This window comes from Streptomyces sp. NPDC001410 (assembly GCF_042895235.1).
Lineage (GTDB): Bacteria > Actinomycetota > Actinomycetes > Streptomycetales > Streptomycetaceae > Streptomyces.
Genome location: NZ_JBIAWE010000008.1, coordinates 228,099 through 241,908 on the forward strand (window position 1 = coordinate 228,099; position 13,810 = coordinate 241,908).

Below are 13,810 nucleotides of genomic sequence, written 5' to 3' on the forward strand. Positions count from 1 at the left end.
GGGCCGTGCGGCGACCGCTCAGCGCAGGAAGTCCTGACCGATCCGCTCAGCGACCCGCTCCAGGATCGGCCCGGCGTCCGCGATGCACTTCGCCACGTCCGGCTCCACGGACGTCAGCGGGTACGCCCGGCCGATCCCGGCCCTGTGCAGCGCCTCCTCGGGCAGAGCGAGCCGCCCGCACACCGCGACGACGTCCTTGCCGGCCGCCCGGGCCGCCGCGGCGACCCCCGCCGGCGCCTTCCCGTGCAGGGTCTGCTCGTCCAGCGAGCCCTCGCCAGTGATCACCAGATCGGCCCGGTCCAGCGCCGGAGCGAAGCCGAGCACGTCCAGCATGACCTCGATGCCGGGCCGGAAGCGGGCGCCCAGGAGGAGCGCGCCGTAGCCGATGCCGCCGGCCGCCCCGGCGCCCGGTGCCGCCGCGTGCTCGGCGGCACGCGGCCCCACGGCCGCCTCCAGGACCTTGGCGAAGTGCGCGAGCGCCGCGTCCAGGGTCGCCACGTCGTCCGGTGAGGCGCCCTTCTGCGGGCCGTACACAGCGGGCGCGCCCTTCGGCCCGGTCAGCGGGTTGTCGACGTCGCTGGCGAGCACCAGCTCCACGGCCGACAGACGCGGGTCGAGACCGGACAGGTCCGCGCGTGCCAGCTCGGCGAGACCGCCGCCGCCCGGCGAGACCGGCTCCCCGTCCGCGTCCAGGAACCGGGCGCCCAGCGCCGACAGCATCCCGGCGCCGCCGTCCGTCGTGGCGCTCCCGCCGACGCCGAACACGATCGTCCGCGCGCCCGCGTCCAGCGCGGCCCGCAGCAGCTCTCCCGAGCCGTACGTGGAGGAGGTCAGCGGCGCGAAGACACCGGCCGGCAGCCGCTGCAGGCCGCTCGCCTCGGCCATCTCCACCACCGCGGTGGTGCCGCGCAGCGCGAACGCGGCCGTCACCTCCTGGCCGAGCGGCCCGGCGACCCGGATCTCCCGGCGCTCGAAACCGGCCGCGACCGCCGCGTCCACGGTGCCGTCGCCGCCGTCGGCCACGGGCAGCGCCTCGACGTCGAGGCCGGGCACGACCCGGCGCAGCCCGGCCGTCACCCGCTCGGCAACCTGCACGGCCGTCAGCGAGCCCTTGAACTTGTCCGCGGCGATGAGCACCCTGCGGGTCTCGTTCACTGCAGCGTCCGCCACCTTGCTTTCCCCTTGCTCTCCGGGCCCCGCGCACGTCAGGGCCAGTCGCGCCGCTGCGACCTTAACCGGAGGACACCCCCGCCGTCATGCCCCGACCGAACCCTGGGCAGCACCTGGGAGCCGGCTGGGAAAACGGGTAGACCCCAGCCATGAGCACTCAGGGCACCGGGCCGGACCTCGCCGACCGCATCCACGGGGGCTGGCTCGGCCGGATCGCGGGCAACATGCTCGGCAAACCGGTCGAACAGGGCGAGGTGTGGACCCGCGAGCGCATCGACGGCTATCTGCGGAAGGCCGCCGCCCTGCCGCTCACCGACTACCTGCCCGAGCCCGCCGACGCGGCCGACAGTGCCGTACTGCGCCCGGAGTGGCGGCAGTGCGTGCGCGGCCGTGTCCACGGCAGCTGCCGCGACGACGACGTCGACTACGCCGTCCTCGGCCTGCACCTGCTGGAGACCCACGGGTTCGACTTCAGCACCGAGCAGGTCGGCGACCTGTGGCTGCTCAGGCTGCCGTACCTGCAGACCTTCACCGCGGAACGGGCGGCGTACCGCAACCTCGCGAACGGTCTGAAGCCGCCGCTGACGGCGACGTACGACAACCCGTACCAGGAGTGGATCGGCGCGCTGATCCGTGCCGACGTCTACGGCTGGACCTGCCCCGGCGACCCGCCCCGGGCGGCCTCGCTGGCCCGCCGGGACGCGGTGCTCTCGCACACCGGCAACGGCGTGTACGGCGCGATGTTCGCGGCCGCGCTGATCTCGGCGGCGTTCACCGCGCCGGGGGTGCGGGAGGCGCTGGAGACCGCGCTCGCCGTGATCCCGGCGAGCAGCCGGCTGGCCCGGACCGTGCGCCGGGTCGTGTCCCTGCACGAGACCCGGCTGCCCTGGGAGGAGACGCTGGCCACGGTGTCCGCGGAGACCGCCGGCCTCGGCTGGATCCACACCGTCCCGAACGCGGCCGTCCTCACGGCCGGGCTGCTGTACGGCGACGGCGACTTCACCCGGACCCTCGCCCTCACCGTCCGCGGCGGCCTGGACACCGACTCCAACGGCGCCACGGCCGGTTCGGTGGCCGGGGTGCTCACCGGTGCGGCGGCCGTCCCGGCCCAGTGGAAGGACCCGCTGGAGGACACCGTGCGGAGCGCGGTGTTCGGTTTCGACGGGGTGCGAATCAGTGCGCTGGCCGAGCGCACCCTGCGCCTGGCGTCGCCTGCGCCGTAGCCGTCCGGTGCCTGGTTACCCTTCCTGGGTGACCACGACCAGTGATTTCGCCACGTACATCGCAAGCCTCCCCCGCGTGCTGGCCGGTGCCGCCGCGCTCTTCCGGGACGACGAGGGGCGCGTGCTGCTCGTCGAGCCCAACTACCGTGAGGGCTGGGCCCTTCCGGGCGGCACGATCGAGTCGGACGACGGCGAGACGCCCCGTCAGGGGGCGCGCCGCGAGACCCTTGAGGAGATCGGCCTGGACCGGGAACTCGGCCGGCTGCTGGCGGTCGACTGGGTGCACGGCACCGGCCGGCCGCCGCTGGTCGCCTACCTGTACGACGGGGGTGTCCTGCCCGAGACCGAGTTCAAGGCCATCCGGCTGCAGGAGGAGGAGCTGCTGTCCTGGCGTCTGGTGGCCCCCGAGGAGATCCCCGAGTACCTGCCCGGCGCCCTCGGCCGCCGCGTCCTGGCCGCGCTGGACGTCCTGTCTCAGGGCACGGGCACGACGGAGCTGGAGAACGGCCACCGGGTGGCCTAGGCGCCGCCGGGGTGCCGTGCGTTCCCGGCGGCGGTCGCGCTCCGGCCGTACGGAACTCAGGCCGTACGGACCGGCTGCCCGGCGACGACCGGGTGGTCGCGGTCGATCAGTCCGTGGGCCGCGGCGCCCCCGGGCGAGCCGAGGTCGTCGAAGAACTCGGCGTTCGCCGCCTTGTACTCGGCCCACTCCGCAGGGGTGTCGTCCTCGTAGAAGATCGCCTCGACCGGGCAGACCGGCTCGCAGGCTCCGCAGTCCACGCACTCGTCGGGGTGGATGTACAGGGCGCGCTGTCCTTCGTAGATGCAGTCGACGGGGCACTCCTCGATGCAGGCCTTGTCCTTGACGTCGACGCAGGGCTGGGCGATCACGTAGGTCATGGAAGCTCCCTCTTCATCTGGTCCCTCTCCCTCTGCTCGGCGAGCTTGAGTGCCTCGTCGATGAGGGTCTCCACGATCTTCGATTCGGGCACGATCCGGATAACCTCTCCCTTGACGAAGATCTGCCCCTTGCCGTTGCCGGAGGCGACGCCGAGGTCGGCTTCGCGGGCCTCGCCCGGGCCGTTCACCACACACCCCATGACGGCGACGCGCAGCGGCACCTCCATGCCCTCCAGGCCGGCGGTCACCTCGTCGGCGAGCCGGTAGACGTCGACCTGGGCGCGGCCGCAGGACGGGCACGACACGATCTCCAGCCGGCGCTGCCTCAGGTTCAGCGACTCCAGGATCTGGATGCCCACCTTGGCCTCCTCGGCGGGCGGGGCCGACAGCGACACGCGGATGGTGTCCCCGATGCCCTCGCTCAGCAGCGCGCCGAAGGCCACCGCCGACTTGATCGTGCCCTGGAAGGCGGGGCCGGCCTCGGTGACGCCCAGGTGGAGCGGGTAGTCGCACTGCTCGGCGAGCAGCCGGTAGGCGCTGACCATGACCACCGGATCGTTGTGCTTGACCGAGATCTTGAGGTCCCGGAAGCCGTGCTCCTCGAACAGCGAGCACTCCCACAGCGCGGACTCCACCAACGCCTGCGGAGTGGCCCTGCCGTACTTGGCGAGCAGGCGCCGGTCGAGGGAACCCGCGTTCACCCCGATCCGGATCGGGACGCCCGCGTCCCCGGCAGCCCGCGCGATCTCCTTGACCTTGTCGTCGAACTGCCGGATATTGCCCGGGTTGACACGGACCCCCGCGCATCCGGCGTCGATGGCGGCGAAGACGTAGCGGGGCTGGAAGTGGATGTCGGCGACGACGGGGATCGGGGACTTGCGGGCGATGGCCGGCAGGGCGTCCGCGTCGTCCTGCGAGGGGCAGGCCACCCGGACGATCTGGCAGCCGGCCGCGGTCAGTTCGGCGATCTGCTGGAGGGTGGCCCCGACGTCGGCGGTCGGGGTCGTGGTCATGGACTGGACCGAGACGGGTGCGTCGCCGCCGACGGCGACGGAGCCGACCCTGATCTGCCGGCTGGCGCGGCGTGGGGCGAGGCGGGGCGGCACGGTCGGCACCCCGAGCGAGACGGACATGGCACGTTTCTCCTCAGTGTGGGGGTACGGCTGGGTGGGGTACGGCACCGTGGGTGGGGCGCACGGCGGCGCGGCTGTAGGTCAGCGCCGCCGCCAGGTCGGCGGCTATGCGGGGGGCGGTGAGTCCGGCGGACTCGAGGATCTCGGGCCGGGAGCCGTGGGCGAGGAACCGCTGGGGCAGGCCGAAGACGCGCACCGGGGCGGGCGCGCCCGCGTCGCTCAGCGCCTGGGCGACCGCGGCCCCGGCTCCGCCGGCCCGGCCGTTGTCCTCGACCGTGGCGACCAGCCGGTGTCCGAGGCTCAGTTCGACCAGGCCCGGTGGCACCGGTTTGATCCAGCGCGGGTCGACGACGGTGACGCCGACGCCCTGCGGGGCGAGCAGGGCGGCGACCTCCAGGCAGGTGCCGGCCATGGCCCCGACGGAGACCAGGAGCAGGTCCGCGTGCTCCCCCCGCCGGAGCACGTCGACCCCGCCGACGCTGCGCACGGCGGGTATGTCCTCGCCCGTCGTGCCCTTGGGGAAGCGCAGGGCGGTCGGGCCGTCGTGGACGGCGACGGCCTCGCGCAGGGCGCGGCGCAGGGTGGCGGCGTCGCGGGGCGCCGCGAGCCGCAGCCCGGGGACGAGGTTCAGCAGCGACAGGTCCCACATGCCGTGGTGCGAGGGGCCGTCGTCGCCGGTGACGCCCGCCCGGTCCAGGACCAGGGTGACCGGGGCGCGGTGCAGGGCGGCGTCCATGAGCAGCTGGTCGAAGGCGCGGTTGAGGAAGGTGGCGTAGATCGCCACCACCGGGTGCATCCCGCCCAGGGCCAGGCCCGCGGCGGCGGTGACCGCGTGCTGTTCGGCGATGCCCACGTCGAGGGTGCGCTCCGGGTGGCGGGCGGCGAACTCGGTCAGGCCGGTCGGGTGGAGCATGGCCGCGGTGACGGCCACCAGGTCCGGCCGCTGTGCGCCGAGTTCGGCCAGTTCCCGGCCGAACACTTCGGTCCAGGAGGGCGAACCGTCACCCCTCGGCCGGCCGGAGCGCAGCGGACGCACGGCGTGCTGCCGGTCCGCCTCGTCCTGTTCGGCCGGGGCGTGCCCGCGGCCCTTCTCGGTGACGCAGTGCACGACGACGGACCGGCCGAGCTGTCGCGCCCGGCGCAGGGCCGTCTCCACGGCCGTGATGTCGTGCCCGTCCACGGGACCCAGGTACGCGAGGCCCAGGGTCTCGAACAGGCACTCCGGGGTGGTCTCGGTGCGCAGCGCGGCCAGGTGCTCGGCGATGCCGCCGGTGGTGGGGCCGTAGGAACGGGTGTTGTCGTTGAGCACCACGATCACCGGGTGGCCGGGTGCGGTCGCGATGTTGTTCAGCGCCTCCCAGGCCATGCCCCCGGTGAGCGCCCCGTCGCCGAGGACGGCCACCACGGCGCGGTCCGTGTCCCCGCGCAGCCCGTACGCGCGGGCCGCGCCGGCCGCCCAGGACAGCACGGTGGAGGCGTGCGAGTTCTCGATGACGTCGTGCGGGGACTCGGCCCGGCACGGGTACCCGGACAGTCCGCCGCCCTGCCGCAGCGAGCCGAGGGCGCCGGCCCGGCCGGTGAGGATCTTGTGGACGTAGGACTGGTGGCTGGTGTCCCACAGGATGCGGTCGCGGGGGGACTCGAACACGCGGTGCAGGGCGACGGACAGTTCGACGACCCCGAGGTTGGGGCCGAGGTGTCCGCCGGTGCGGGTGACGGTGTCCACCAGCAGCCGCCGGATCTCCGGTACGAGCCGGTGGACCTGGTGCACGGACATGGCCCGCAGATCCTCGGGGCCCCGTACCTCCTCGACGATGCTCTTCTCGGTGCTGGTCTCCGGCGCGCGTGTCTTCGTCGTCACGCGGGTCTCCTCGCTTGCGTCCATCGGTTCATCGCACCTGCGCCTCGTCGGCCAACGGGGTGCGCGGGATCCGGCCGGTGACCGGGTCGGCCAGCCGGGCCGGCATGGCGAAGACCACGTCCTCGGGCATCGCCTGCTGCAACTCGACGTCGCCGTAGCCGAGTTCGGCCAGCAGGGCGAGGAGCCCGCGGACGAGGACCTCGGGCGCGCTGGCCCCGGCGCTGACGCCGATGCTCGCCACACCGTCCAGCCAGGCCTCCTTGAAGTGGTCCCGGTCGGGGACGAGATGGGCCCGGCAGCCGTGCTCGCGCGCCACCTCGACCATGCGCAGCGAGTTGCTGGAGTTGCCGGATCCCACGACGAGGACCAGGTCGTGACGGTGTGCCAGGTCCTTGACGGCGTTCTGCCGGTTCTGGCTCGCGTAGCAGATGTCGTCACCGCCGGGGGCGACGATGTCCCGGAACCGCGCGCGGAGCGCCTCGACCACCTTGGCGGTCTCGTCGAAGGACAGGGTGGTCTGGGTCAGGAAGGCCACCGGGGTGTCGTCCGGGAGGTCGAGCCGGGCCACGTCGTCCACCGTCTCGACCACGACGGTGCGTTCGGGCGCCTCGCCGAGGACGCCGTCGACCTCCTCGTGGCCGGCGTGGCCGACCAGCAGGATGGTGCGGCCGTCGCGGGCGAAGCGCAGCGCCTCCTGGTGCACCTTGGCCACCAGCGGGCAGGTGGCGTCGATGACCTCCAGCCGCCGCCGGTCCGCGCCGGCCCGGACCGCCGGGGCCACGCCGTGCGCGGAGAAGACGCACACGGCGCCGTGCGGGACGTCCTCCTCGCTGTCCACGAAGACCGCGCCGCGCTTCTCCAGTTCGGAGACGATGTAGTGGTTGTGCACGATCTCCTTGCGCACGTACACCGGTGCGCCGTGCAGGTCCAGGGCCCGCTCCACGATGCCGATCGCCCGCCGTACACCGGCGCAGAAGCCGCGCGGCTGGGCCAGGACGACCTTCCCGGCCCCGCTCACGCGGCGTCACCCCCGCCGAAGCGGGGCGAGGGGACCGCTCCCGCCGTGGGGCGCTCGGTGCGGGTGTTGATGCGCAGCCGCAGCCTGCGGGGGTGGTAGACGGTGGCCAGCGGGACCGGCCGGACGTCGGCGCCGGGCTCGCAGGTGATCCGCCACTTGCTGAGGATGGTGGCGAGTCCGAGGGTGGCCTCGGTGCGGGCGTACAGGTCGCCGATGCATTTGCGGGCGCCGGTGCCGAACGGCATGAACGCCTGCCGGGCGAGCGGGTTGACCCGGTCGGGCAGCCAGCGGTCGGGGTCGAAGCGGTGCTCGTCGGGGTAGGCCTCCTCGTTCAGCGCCACCGCGGCGGGGCTGAAGACGACGGTGGTCCCCTTCGGCAGGTGCCGGCCCGCCAGTTCGGTGTCGGCGGCGGTGAGCCGGGTGAACAGCCAGGCCGGCGGGTGCAGTCGGAGGGTCTCGCTGATGATCCGGTCGGTCAGCGAGAGGTTCGGCAGGTCGTCCCACTGCGGTGCCCGGCCGCCGAGGACGGTGTCGATCTCCTCGTACAGCGCTGCCTCGATGTCGGGGTGCTGGGAGAGCAGGTGGAAGATCCAGGTGAGGGTGCCGGCGACGGTCTCGGTGCCGGCCGCCATGACGGTGATGACCTGGTCGTGGATCTCGGTGTCGTCCAGCCGGCCGCCGTCCTCGTCGCGCGAGGCGAGCAGGGCGGAGAGCAGGTCGTCGTGTTCGGCGTCGTCGCGGCGGTAGTCGTCGATGAGCCGCTGGGTGGTCGCGTGCAGGTAGTCCAGGTTGCGGCGGTAGCGACGGTTGGCCGGGGTGGGCAGGCGGCGCAGGAAGCGGGGCAGGAACATCTGCCGGAACAGCCCGTTGAGCACGGTGTCGAAGGCGCGCTCCACACCGTCGGCGAGTTCCTTGCTGACGGGGGTGGAGTACAGGGTGCGGGCCACCGTGCGCAGGGCCATGCCGTACAGCTCCTGGAAGGCGTCGACGACCATGCCGTCGTGCCAGCGGCCGGAGGTGGCCTCGATCTCTGCGTGCATGGCGGTGGCGTAGCGCTTGAGCTGGGAGCGCTGGAAGGCCGACTGCATCAGCCGGCGCTGTCGGCGGTGGTCCTTGAACGGGCAGGTGACCAGCCCGTTTCCGGCGATGTCACGGGCCCGGTCGTAGAAGACGCCGCCCTTGTCGTAGGTGCGGTCATTGGTCAGTACGTCGCGCAGCAGTCCGGGGTGGCAGGGGACGTAGGCGGAGGTCGGGCCTATCTTGATCTTCACCAGGTCGCCGTGGGCGGACAGCGAGGACATGAAGCGGACGGGCTGGCGCATCATCTGCAGGGCGTGGCCGACGACCGGGACCGCCCCGGGGGCCGTCCCGGCGCTGTAGGTCTGCTGGGGCATCGCAACCTCACATCGGGTGGGTGGTTGGGGGGCTGGGTCCTAGCGGCTGCTGCCGAGTTCTTCGAGGTAGCCCTGGACGCTGGCGGCCACCGCGAACTCGGCGTCGTAGCGGCCCGAGGAGCGGTGCCAGTCGTAGGAGCCGCGGATCACCGTGCGCACGGCGTCGGTGCGGTACCGCTCCACGGCCTCGCGCTCGGCGGCGTCGAGGTCGTAGATGTCGCACACCTTGGACAGGCAGCTCTCCAGCAGGAGGTACTGGGAGAGGCGGGCGTGCACCTCGTCCTGGAGGTGGGCGATGCTGCGGCCCTTCGGCCAGCCGTGTTCCCGCTGCAGGATGAAGACCAGGTTGTTTCGCTCGCCCCGGGCCTCCTCCTTCTCCAGTGACGCGATGTCGTTGAACATCAGGTTGACGTCGATGGCGATCTGCAGCATCGCGGAGAGCACCGCGCTGTCGAAGACCCGCTGGGGCACCTCGAAGTGCCCGGCGGCCTCGGCCATGTCCACGGTGGGCTGGACGCCGATGGTCTGCCGGCGTACGGCCAGGTACTGGGCGGCGCAGTCGTAGGGGGTGTCGTGGAAGCGGCTGAGGGCCTCGTCGACGTATCCGGTGAAGTAGTTGCGCCAGTGCCGTGCGCTGCGTGCGCGCCAGGAGGGGGACATGTCGGCGCAGCTGCGGTGCCAGATGTCGGCGAAGCCGTGCGCGATGGGCGGTGCGGTGTCGGGCAGCGGGCCGTCGAGGGCGGCCGCCACCGCGTCGGTGAGGCTGCGGGTCTCCTCCGGGTCCTCGCCGCGCGGTCCGTCGAAGAGGTCGTCGAAGAGGAAGAACCACGACATCAGGTCGACGCCCAGGTCGAGGTCGGCGCCGGTGGTGTGCGGGTAGAAGCGCGAGGCCAGGTCGGCGTAGGCGCCGCGCAGATGGCGTGCGGCGGCGGCCTCGGTGGTGATGAGGCCGAGGGAACGCGGCCACTTCAACTGGTGGGCGTCGGCGCGGCGGTGGTCGGGGCTCTGCCGCCCGGGCAGCGGTATTCGGAAGTCGACGTCCTGCGGCATGGTGATCTCCGTGGTGGGGCGCTGGGGAAAACGGCGGTGGCGTGGGGCGGCGGGTCAAGTCCCTCGGGACGACGACCGGGCGGCGCTGCCCTACGGCGGATGCGGACGGGTGGCGGGAGACCGCGGGCGACGCTGCCCACGGCGGGAGGCGGGCTCCGGGGCGACGCTGCCCGCGGAGCCGGGGCCTGCCTGCCGGCACCGTCGCCCTCGGGGGTGGCGGCGGGGCCTCGGCCCGTGTCCCCCACGGTCCTCGGCAGTGCTGACAGATCGCTTACGGGGACTGGTCCGGCCGGACTTCTCACACCTCGCGGCGGACGATGAACCGCCCGACCGCGAGCAGCTCCTCACGCGCACCGGCCTCCAGACCGACGCCGCGCAGTGCCGCCTCGCCCAGCGCCATCCGGCGGGCCGCCTCGGCCTGGGCCCAGGCGCGGCCGCCGGCGGCCTCGATCAGGTCGGCCGCGCGGCGCAGCTCCGCCGGGTCGGGGTCGCCGGGCGCGGCCAGCCACGCGGCGAGTTCGACGCCGAGGGTGCCGCCCTGGCCCAGCGCGTAGGCGACCGGGAGGGACTTCTTGCGGGCGCGCAGATCGGAGTGCACCGACTTGCCGGTGGTGTCCGGGTCGCCCCAGATGCCGAGGACGTCGTCGGTGAGCTGGAAGGCGAGGCCGACCTGCTCGCCGTAGAGCGTGAGGGCGTCCACGGCGGACTGCGGTGCCCCGGCCAGCAGGGCACCGATCGCGGCGCTCGCCGCCAGCAGCGCGCCGGTCTTGCCGCCGGCCATCTCCAGGCATTCCTCGACCGTGACGTGCCGGCGCTGTTCGAAGGCCATGTCCTGGACCTGACCGTGGATCAGCCGCCGGGTGGTGCGGGCGAGGAGTCCGGCCGCGGGTGCCGCGGTGGGCAGCCCGCAGTCGAGCAGCACCTCCTGGGCGAGGGCGAGCAGCGCGTCGCCGGTGAGGATCGCGCTGGAGGCGCCCCACAGCGACCAGACGGTACGGCGGTGGCGGCGCTCCTCGTCACCGTCCATCAGGTCGTCGTGCAGCAGGGAGAAGTTGTGCACCAGCTCGACGGCGACCGCGCCGGGCAGCGCGGTCTCGGGTCGCGCGCCGACCGCCTCGGCCGACAGGAGGGCGAGGGCGGGACGTACGGCCTTGCCGCCGTCGGCCGCGGTCGGCGCGCCGGCGGCGGTGATCCAGCCGAGGTGGTAGGCGGCCTGGTGGCGGGTCCGGCGGTCGAGCAGGTCAAGGGCAGTGCGCAGTCCGGGCGTGGTGACGTCCCGGCCGCGGTGCAGGCTCGCGGGGGTGACGGTCACGCCATGGCCTCCGCTCGCCAGGGCTCCGCCGGGTCGTCGAAGATGGCCACCACCTTGCGCAGGATGCGCCGGTCCGCCGGGTCGAAGGGCGTCTTCGCGTGGATGGTGCCGAGCTGGTCCCACATGACGATGTCGCCGGGCTGCCAGGTGTGGGCGTAGGTCAGCCCGGGGGCGCCGGCGTAGCCGCACAGTTCCTGGAGCAGTTCCTTGCCGGCGGTGGGGTCGAGTTCCAGGACGCGCTTGGTGTTGAGCGAGTTGACGTAGACGGCGTGGCGGCCGGTGCGCGGGTTGCGGGCGATCATCGGGTGGACGGTGGAGGTGCCGTCCTCGGGCAGGATCGCGGTGGCGCCGGCCGGTCCGGTGCCGCCCTCGGGGCCGGCGAGGGAGACCTCGCCCTGGTAGCTCTCCTCGATGGTCTCCTCGTAGCCGGAGCGCAGGGCGTGCCGGGCCCGGTAGCCGTGCAGCCGCCGGCGCAGCTGCGCGGGCAGGGAGTCGTAGACCGCGTACATGTCGGTGAACAGGGTCTGTCCGCCGCCCGAGACGGGGAGTTCCACGGCCGCGAGGAAGCCGATCCGGGACACCCGGGGCCGGAAGGAGTAGTCGGTGTGCCAGTCCATCCAGCCGGCGTCGCCGACGCCGATCTTCCGTCCGTTCTCCACGATGTTGGAGATGATCAGGATCTCGTTGTGGTCGGGGCTGGCGCCGGTGGTGAGCCCGGTCTTGGGGATGTGCCCGAAGCGGCGCCCGAAGCCGAGCAGTTCGTCGTTCGAGGGGTCCCGGTGGCCGCGGAAGACCAGCACCAGGTGCCGGTCGAGTGCGGCCCAGATCCGCTCGACGGTGGTGTCGTCGAGGTCCGGGGTGATGTCGGCGCCGTGCACGACGGCTCCGACGGAGGAGCCTGGTATCGGCGAGACGTCCATGGCCTTGCGTCCCCCTTCGTGGTTGCTGCGTGGTTGCTGCGTGGACGGGTGGGTCAGTCGCTCAGTTCGAGATGGGCGAGGTCACCGGCCTCGCGCCAGGTGCGCAGGACGTTCACGAACTCCATCGAGCCGCCGCCGTAGCTGCCGTTGAGGACGTGCAGCTCGCTCGGGCGGCCCTCGTTGTTGAACAGGCCCGGGGTGCACGACTCGGCGTAGTCGAGGTTGCGGTGCGCGAGCCGGAGGATCTCCTCGACCCACTCCTTCTCGCCCGTGGCGGACGCCTCCACGACGTGCCGGCCCCGGTCCTGGACGGCCTTGAGGATGTGGGCGACGTGCCGGCTCTGCTCGCCCAGCATGTACGGGACGTTGACGTGCAGGCCCGACTGGACCTTGGAGAGGACGAAGCAGTTAGGGAAACGATTCACCATCAGTCCGTGCAGTGTTCGCGCCCCGTCCGCCCACTTCTCCGACAGTCGCAGCCCGTCCCGCCCCACGACCTCGTAACCGGCCCGGGCGGTGTACGGCACCGCGTACTCGGACTCGTAACCCGAGGCGAAGACCAGGCAGTCCACCGGGTACTCCCGGCCGGCCGCGACCACCGCGTGCTCGGTGAGCCGCTCGATTCCGCGGCCCTCGGTGTCCACCAGGGTGACGTCGGGCCGGTTGAAGGTCTCCAGGTAACCGTCGTGGAAACAGGGCCGCTTGCAGAACAGCCGGTAGTACGGCTTCAGGGCGGCCGCGGTGGCGGGGTCGTGGACGACGGCGTCGACGCGGGCCCGCAGCTCCTCCATCTTGCGGAAGTCGGCGCGCTCGACGGCGTCGGCCGCGTCCTCGGGGCCGGCCCCTGCGGACTTCGGCAGGATCGCCGCGAGCCTGGCGGTGATCTCCGTCCAGCCGTCCGCGACGAGATCCTCCTGCGCGGCGGCTCCCGAGGTCAGCGCGTGGAAGTTGTCCATGCGCCGCTGCTGCCAGCCCGGTTCGAGCCCCTTCGCCCAGTCCGGGTCGGTCGGCCGGTTGGCCCGTACGCCCACCGCGGGCGGGGTGCGCTGGAAGACGTACGTGTGCGCGGCGGCCTTCGCCAGGTGCGGAATCACCTGGACGGCCGTCGCGCCCGTCCCGACGATCCCGACCCGCTTGTCCCGGAGCTTTGCGAGGCTGCCCGGGACTCCCCCGCCGGTGTAGCCGTAGTCCCAGCGGGCGGCGTGGAAGGAGTGCCCGCGGAAGGTCTCGATGCCCTCGACGGAGGGGAGTTTGGGCCGGTGCAGCGAGCCGATCGCCATGCACACGTACCGGGCCCGGAAGCGGTCGCCGCGGTCGGTGCGCACCAGCCAGTGCGCCGTGTCCTCGTCCCAGCGCAGCTCGGTGACCGAGGTCCGCAGCAGCGCGTCCCGGTAGAGGCCGTAGTGCCGGGCGACGGCCTGGCAGTGCGCGAGGATCTCTGCGCCGGTCACGTACTTCTCGGTCGGCACGGTGCCCAGCTCTTCGAGCAGCGGCAGGTAGACGTAGCTCTCGACGTCGCACCGGAGCCCGGGGAACCGGTTCCAGTACCAGGTCCCGCCCACGTCACCGGCCGCGTCGATCAGGCGGATCCGCTCGAAGCCGCACGTCTCGCTCAGCCGTGCGCCCACCAACAGACCGCCGATGCCGGCGCCGACGACGGCGACGTCGACCTCGTCGGTGACGGGGTCCCGGTCGACCGGCTCGGTGCAGGGGTCGGCGGCGTAGCGGGACAGCCCCCCGCGCGCGGACCGGTACGTCCGGCCGGCGGCCGCGGTCAGGCGCTTGTCGCGCTCCTCGCGGTACTTCGCCCGCACCGTCTCGATGTCGAC

12 protein-coding genes are annotated in these 13,810 nt (G+C 73.1%); 2 read left to right on the top strand and 10 right to left on the bottom strand.

What is annotated here, in order from left to right:
- Positions 1-18: 18 nt before the first annotated feature.
- The gene (locus ACFY3C_RS19330) at positions 19-1,170 is read right to left on the bottom strand and encodes a glycerate kinase (protein ID WP_390771591.1); all 1,152 of its coding nucleotides are present in this window, start codon (positions 1,168-1,170) and stop codon (positions 19-21) included.
- A gap of 149 nt (positions 1,171-1,319) precedes the next feature.
- Here ACFY3C_RS19330 and ACFY3C_RS19335 point away from each other — a divergent pair, with 149 nt between their 5' ends.
- Positions 1,320-2,393: an ADP-ribosylglycohydrolase family protein gene (locus ACFY3C_RS19335; RefSeq protein WP_386576087.1), complete on the top strand. Its 1,074-nt coding sequence runs from the start codon at positions 1,320-1,322 to the stop codon at positions 2,391-2,393.
- Positions 2,394-2,421: 28 nt separating this feature from the next.
- Positions 2,422-2,916: an NUDIX domain-containing protein gene (locus ACFY3C_RS19340; RefSeq protein WP_390771592.1), complete on the top strand. Its 495-nt coding sequence runs from the start codon at positions 2,422-2,424 to the stop codon at positions 2,914-2,916.
- Positions 2,917-2,972: 56 nt separating this feature from the next.
- Here ACFY3C_RS19340 and fdxA read toward each other — a convergent pair whose 3' ends face one another.
- From fdxA to ptlE, 9 genes are all read right to left on the bottom strand, one after another.
- A complete protein-coding gene (gene fdxA / locus ACFY3C_RS19345) occupies positions 2,973-3,293 on the bottom strand; it encodes a ferredoxin (protein WP_390771593.1) in 321 nt (106 codons plus the stop codon).
- Positions 3,290-4,426, bottom strand: a complete 1,137-nt coding sequence (gene ispG, locus ACFY3C_RS19350; protein ID WP_386576090.1) for a flavodoxin-dependent (E)-4-hydroxy-3-methylbut-2-enyl-diphosphate synthase — start codon at positions 4,424-4,426, stop codon at positions 3,290-3,292. Before ispG ends, fdxA begins: the two co-directional genes overlap by 4 nt.
- 13 nt (positions 4,427-4,439) lie before the next feature.
- Complete coding sequence (locus ACFY3C_RS19355) at positions 4,440-6,287, bottom strand: 1-deoxy-D-xylulose-5-phosphate synthase (protein WP_390771594.1); 1,848 nt, start codon at positions 6,285-6,287, stop codon at positions 4,440-4,442.
- Between the two features lie 28 nt (positions 6,288-6,315).
- Entirely contained in the window at positions 6,316-7,305 is a 990-nt protein-coding gene (locus tag ACFY3C_RS19360) for a 4-hydroxy-3-methylbut-2-enyl diphosphate reductase (protein ID WP_390771595.1), read from the bottom strand.
- Positions 7,302-8,699 carry a pentalenene oxygenase gene (gene ptlI / locus ACFY3C_RS19365; RefSeq protein WP_390771596.1) on the bottom strand — a complete coding sequence of 466 codons (1,398 nt, stop codon included), beginning with the start codon at positions 8,697-8,699 and terminating at the stop codon, positions 7,302-7,304. Before ptlI ends, ACFY3C_RS19360 begins: the two co-directional genes overlap by 4 nt.
- Before the next feature lie 39 nt (positions 8,700-8,738).
- Positions 8,739-9,749: a pentalenene synthase gene (gene ptlA / locus ACFY3C_RS19370; protein ID WP_390771597.1), complete on the bottom strand. Its 1,011-nt coding sequence runs from the start codon at positions 9,747-9,749 to the stop codon at positions 8,739-8,741.
- Between the two features lie 298 nt (positions 9,750-10,047).
- Positions 10,048-11,061 carry a polyprenyl synthetase family protein gene (locus tag ACFY3C_RS19375; RefSeq protein ID WP_390771598.1) on the bottom strand — a complete coding sequence of 338 codons (1,014 nt, stop codon included), beginning with the start codon at positions 11,059-11,061 and terminating at the stop codon, positions 10,048-10,050.
- Positions 11,058-11,981, bottom strand: coding sequence for a neopentalenolactone/pentalenolactone F synthase (gene ptlD, locus ACFY3C_RS19380; RefSeq protein ID WP_390771599.1), 924 nt, complete (start codon positions 11,979-11,981; stop codon positions 11,058-11,060). Before ptlD ends, ACFY3C_RS19375 begins: the two co-directional genes overlap by 4 nt.
- A gap of 53 nt (positions 11,982-12,034) precedes the next feature.
- Positions 12,035-13,795, bottom strand: coding sequence for a neopentalenolactone/pentalenolactone D synthase (ptlE, locus tag ACFY3C_RS19385; protein WP_390771748.1), 1,761 nt, complete (start codon positions 13,793-13,795; stop codon positions 12,035-12,037).
- Between the last annotated feature and the right edge of the window lie 15 nt (positions 13,796-13,810).

What these genes read in the sequence shown, in the direction of transcription:
- ispG (WP_386576090.1), bottom strand. Translation starts at nt 4,426, where the DNA reads ATGTCCGTCTCGCTCGGGGTGCCGACCGTGCCGCCCCGCCTCGCCCCA.
- ptlI (WP_390771596.1), bottom strand. Translation starts at nt 8,699, where the DNA reads ATGCCCCAGCAGACCTACAGCGCCGGGACGGCCCCCGGGGCGGTCCCG.
- ACFY3C_RS19335 (WP_386576087.1), top strand. Translation starts at nt 1,320, where the DNA reads ATGAGCACTCAGGGCACCGGGCCGGACCTCGCCGACCGCATCCACGGG.
- ptlD (WP_390771599.1), bottom strand. Translation starts at nt 11,981, where the DNA reads ATGGACGTCTCGCCGATACCAGGCTCCTCCGTCGGAGCCGTCGTGCAC.
- fdxA (WP_390771593.1), bottom strand. Translation starts at nt 3,293, where the DNA reads ATGACCTACGTGATCGCCCAGCCCTGCGTCGACGTCAAGGACAAGGCC.
- ptlA (WP_390771597.1), bottom strand. Translation starts at nt 9,749, where the DNA reads ATGCCGCAGGACGTCGACTTCCGAATACCGCTGCCCGGGCGGCAGAGC.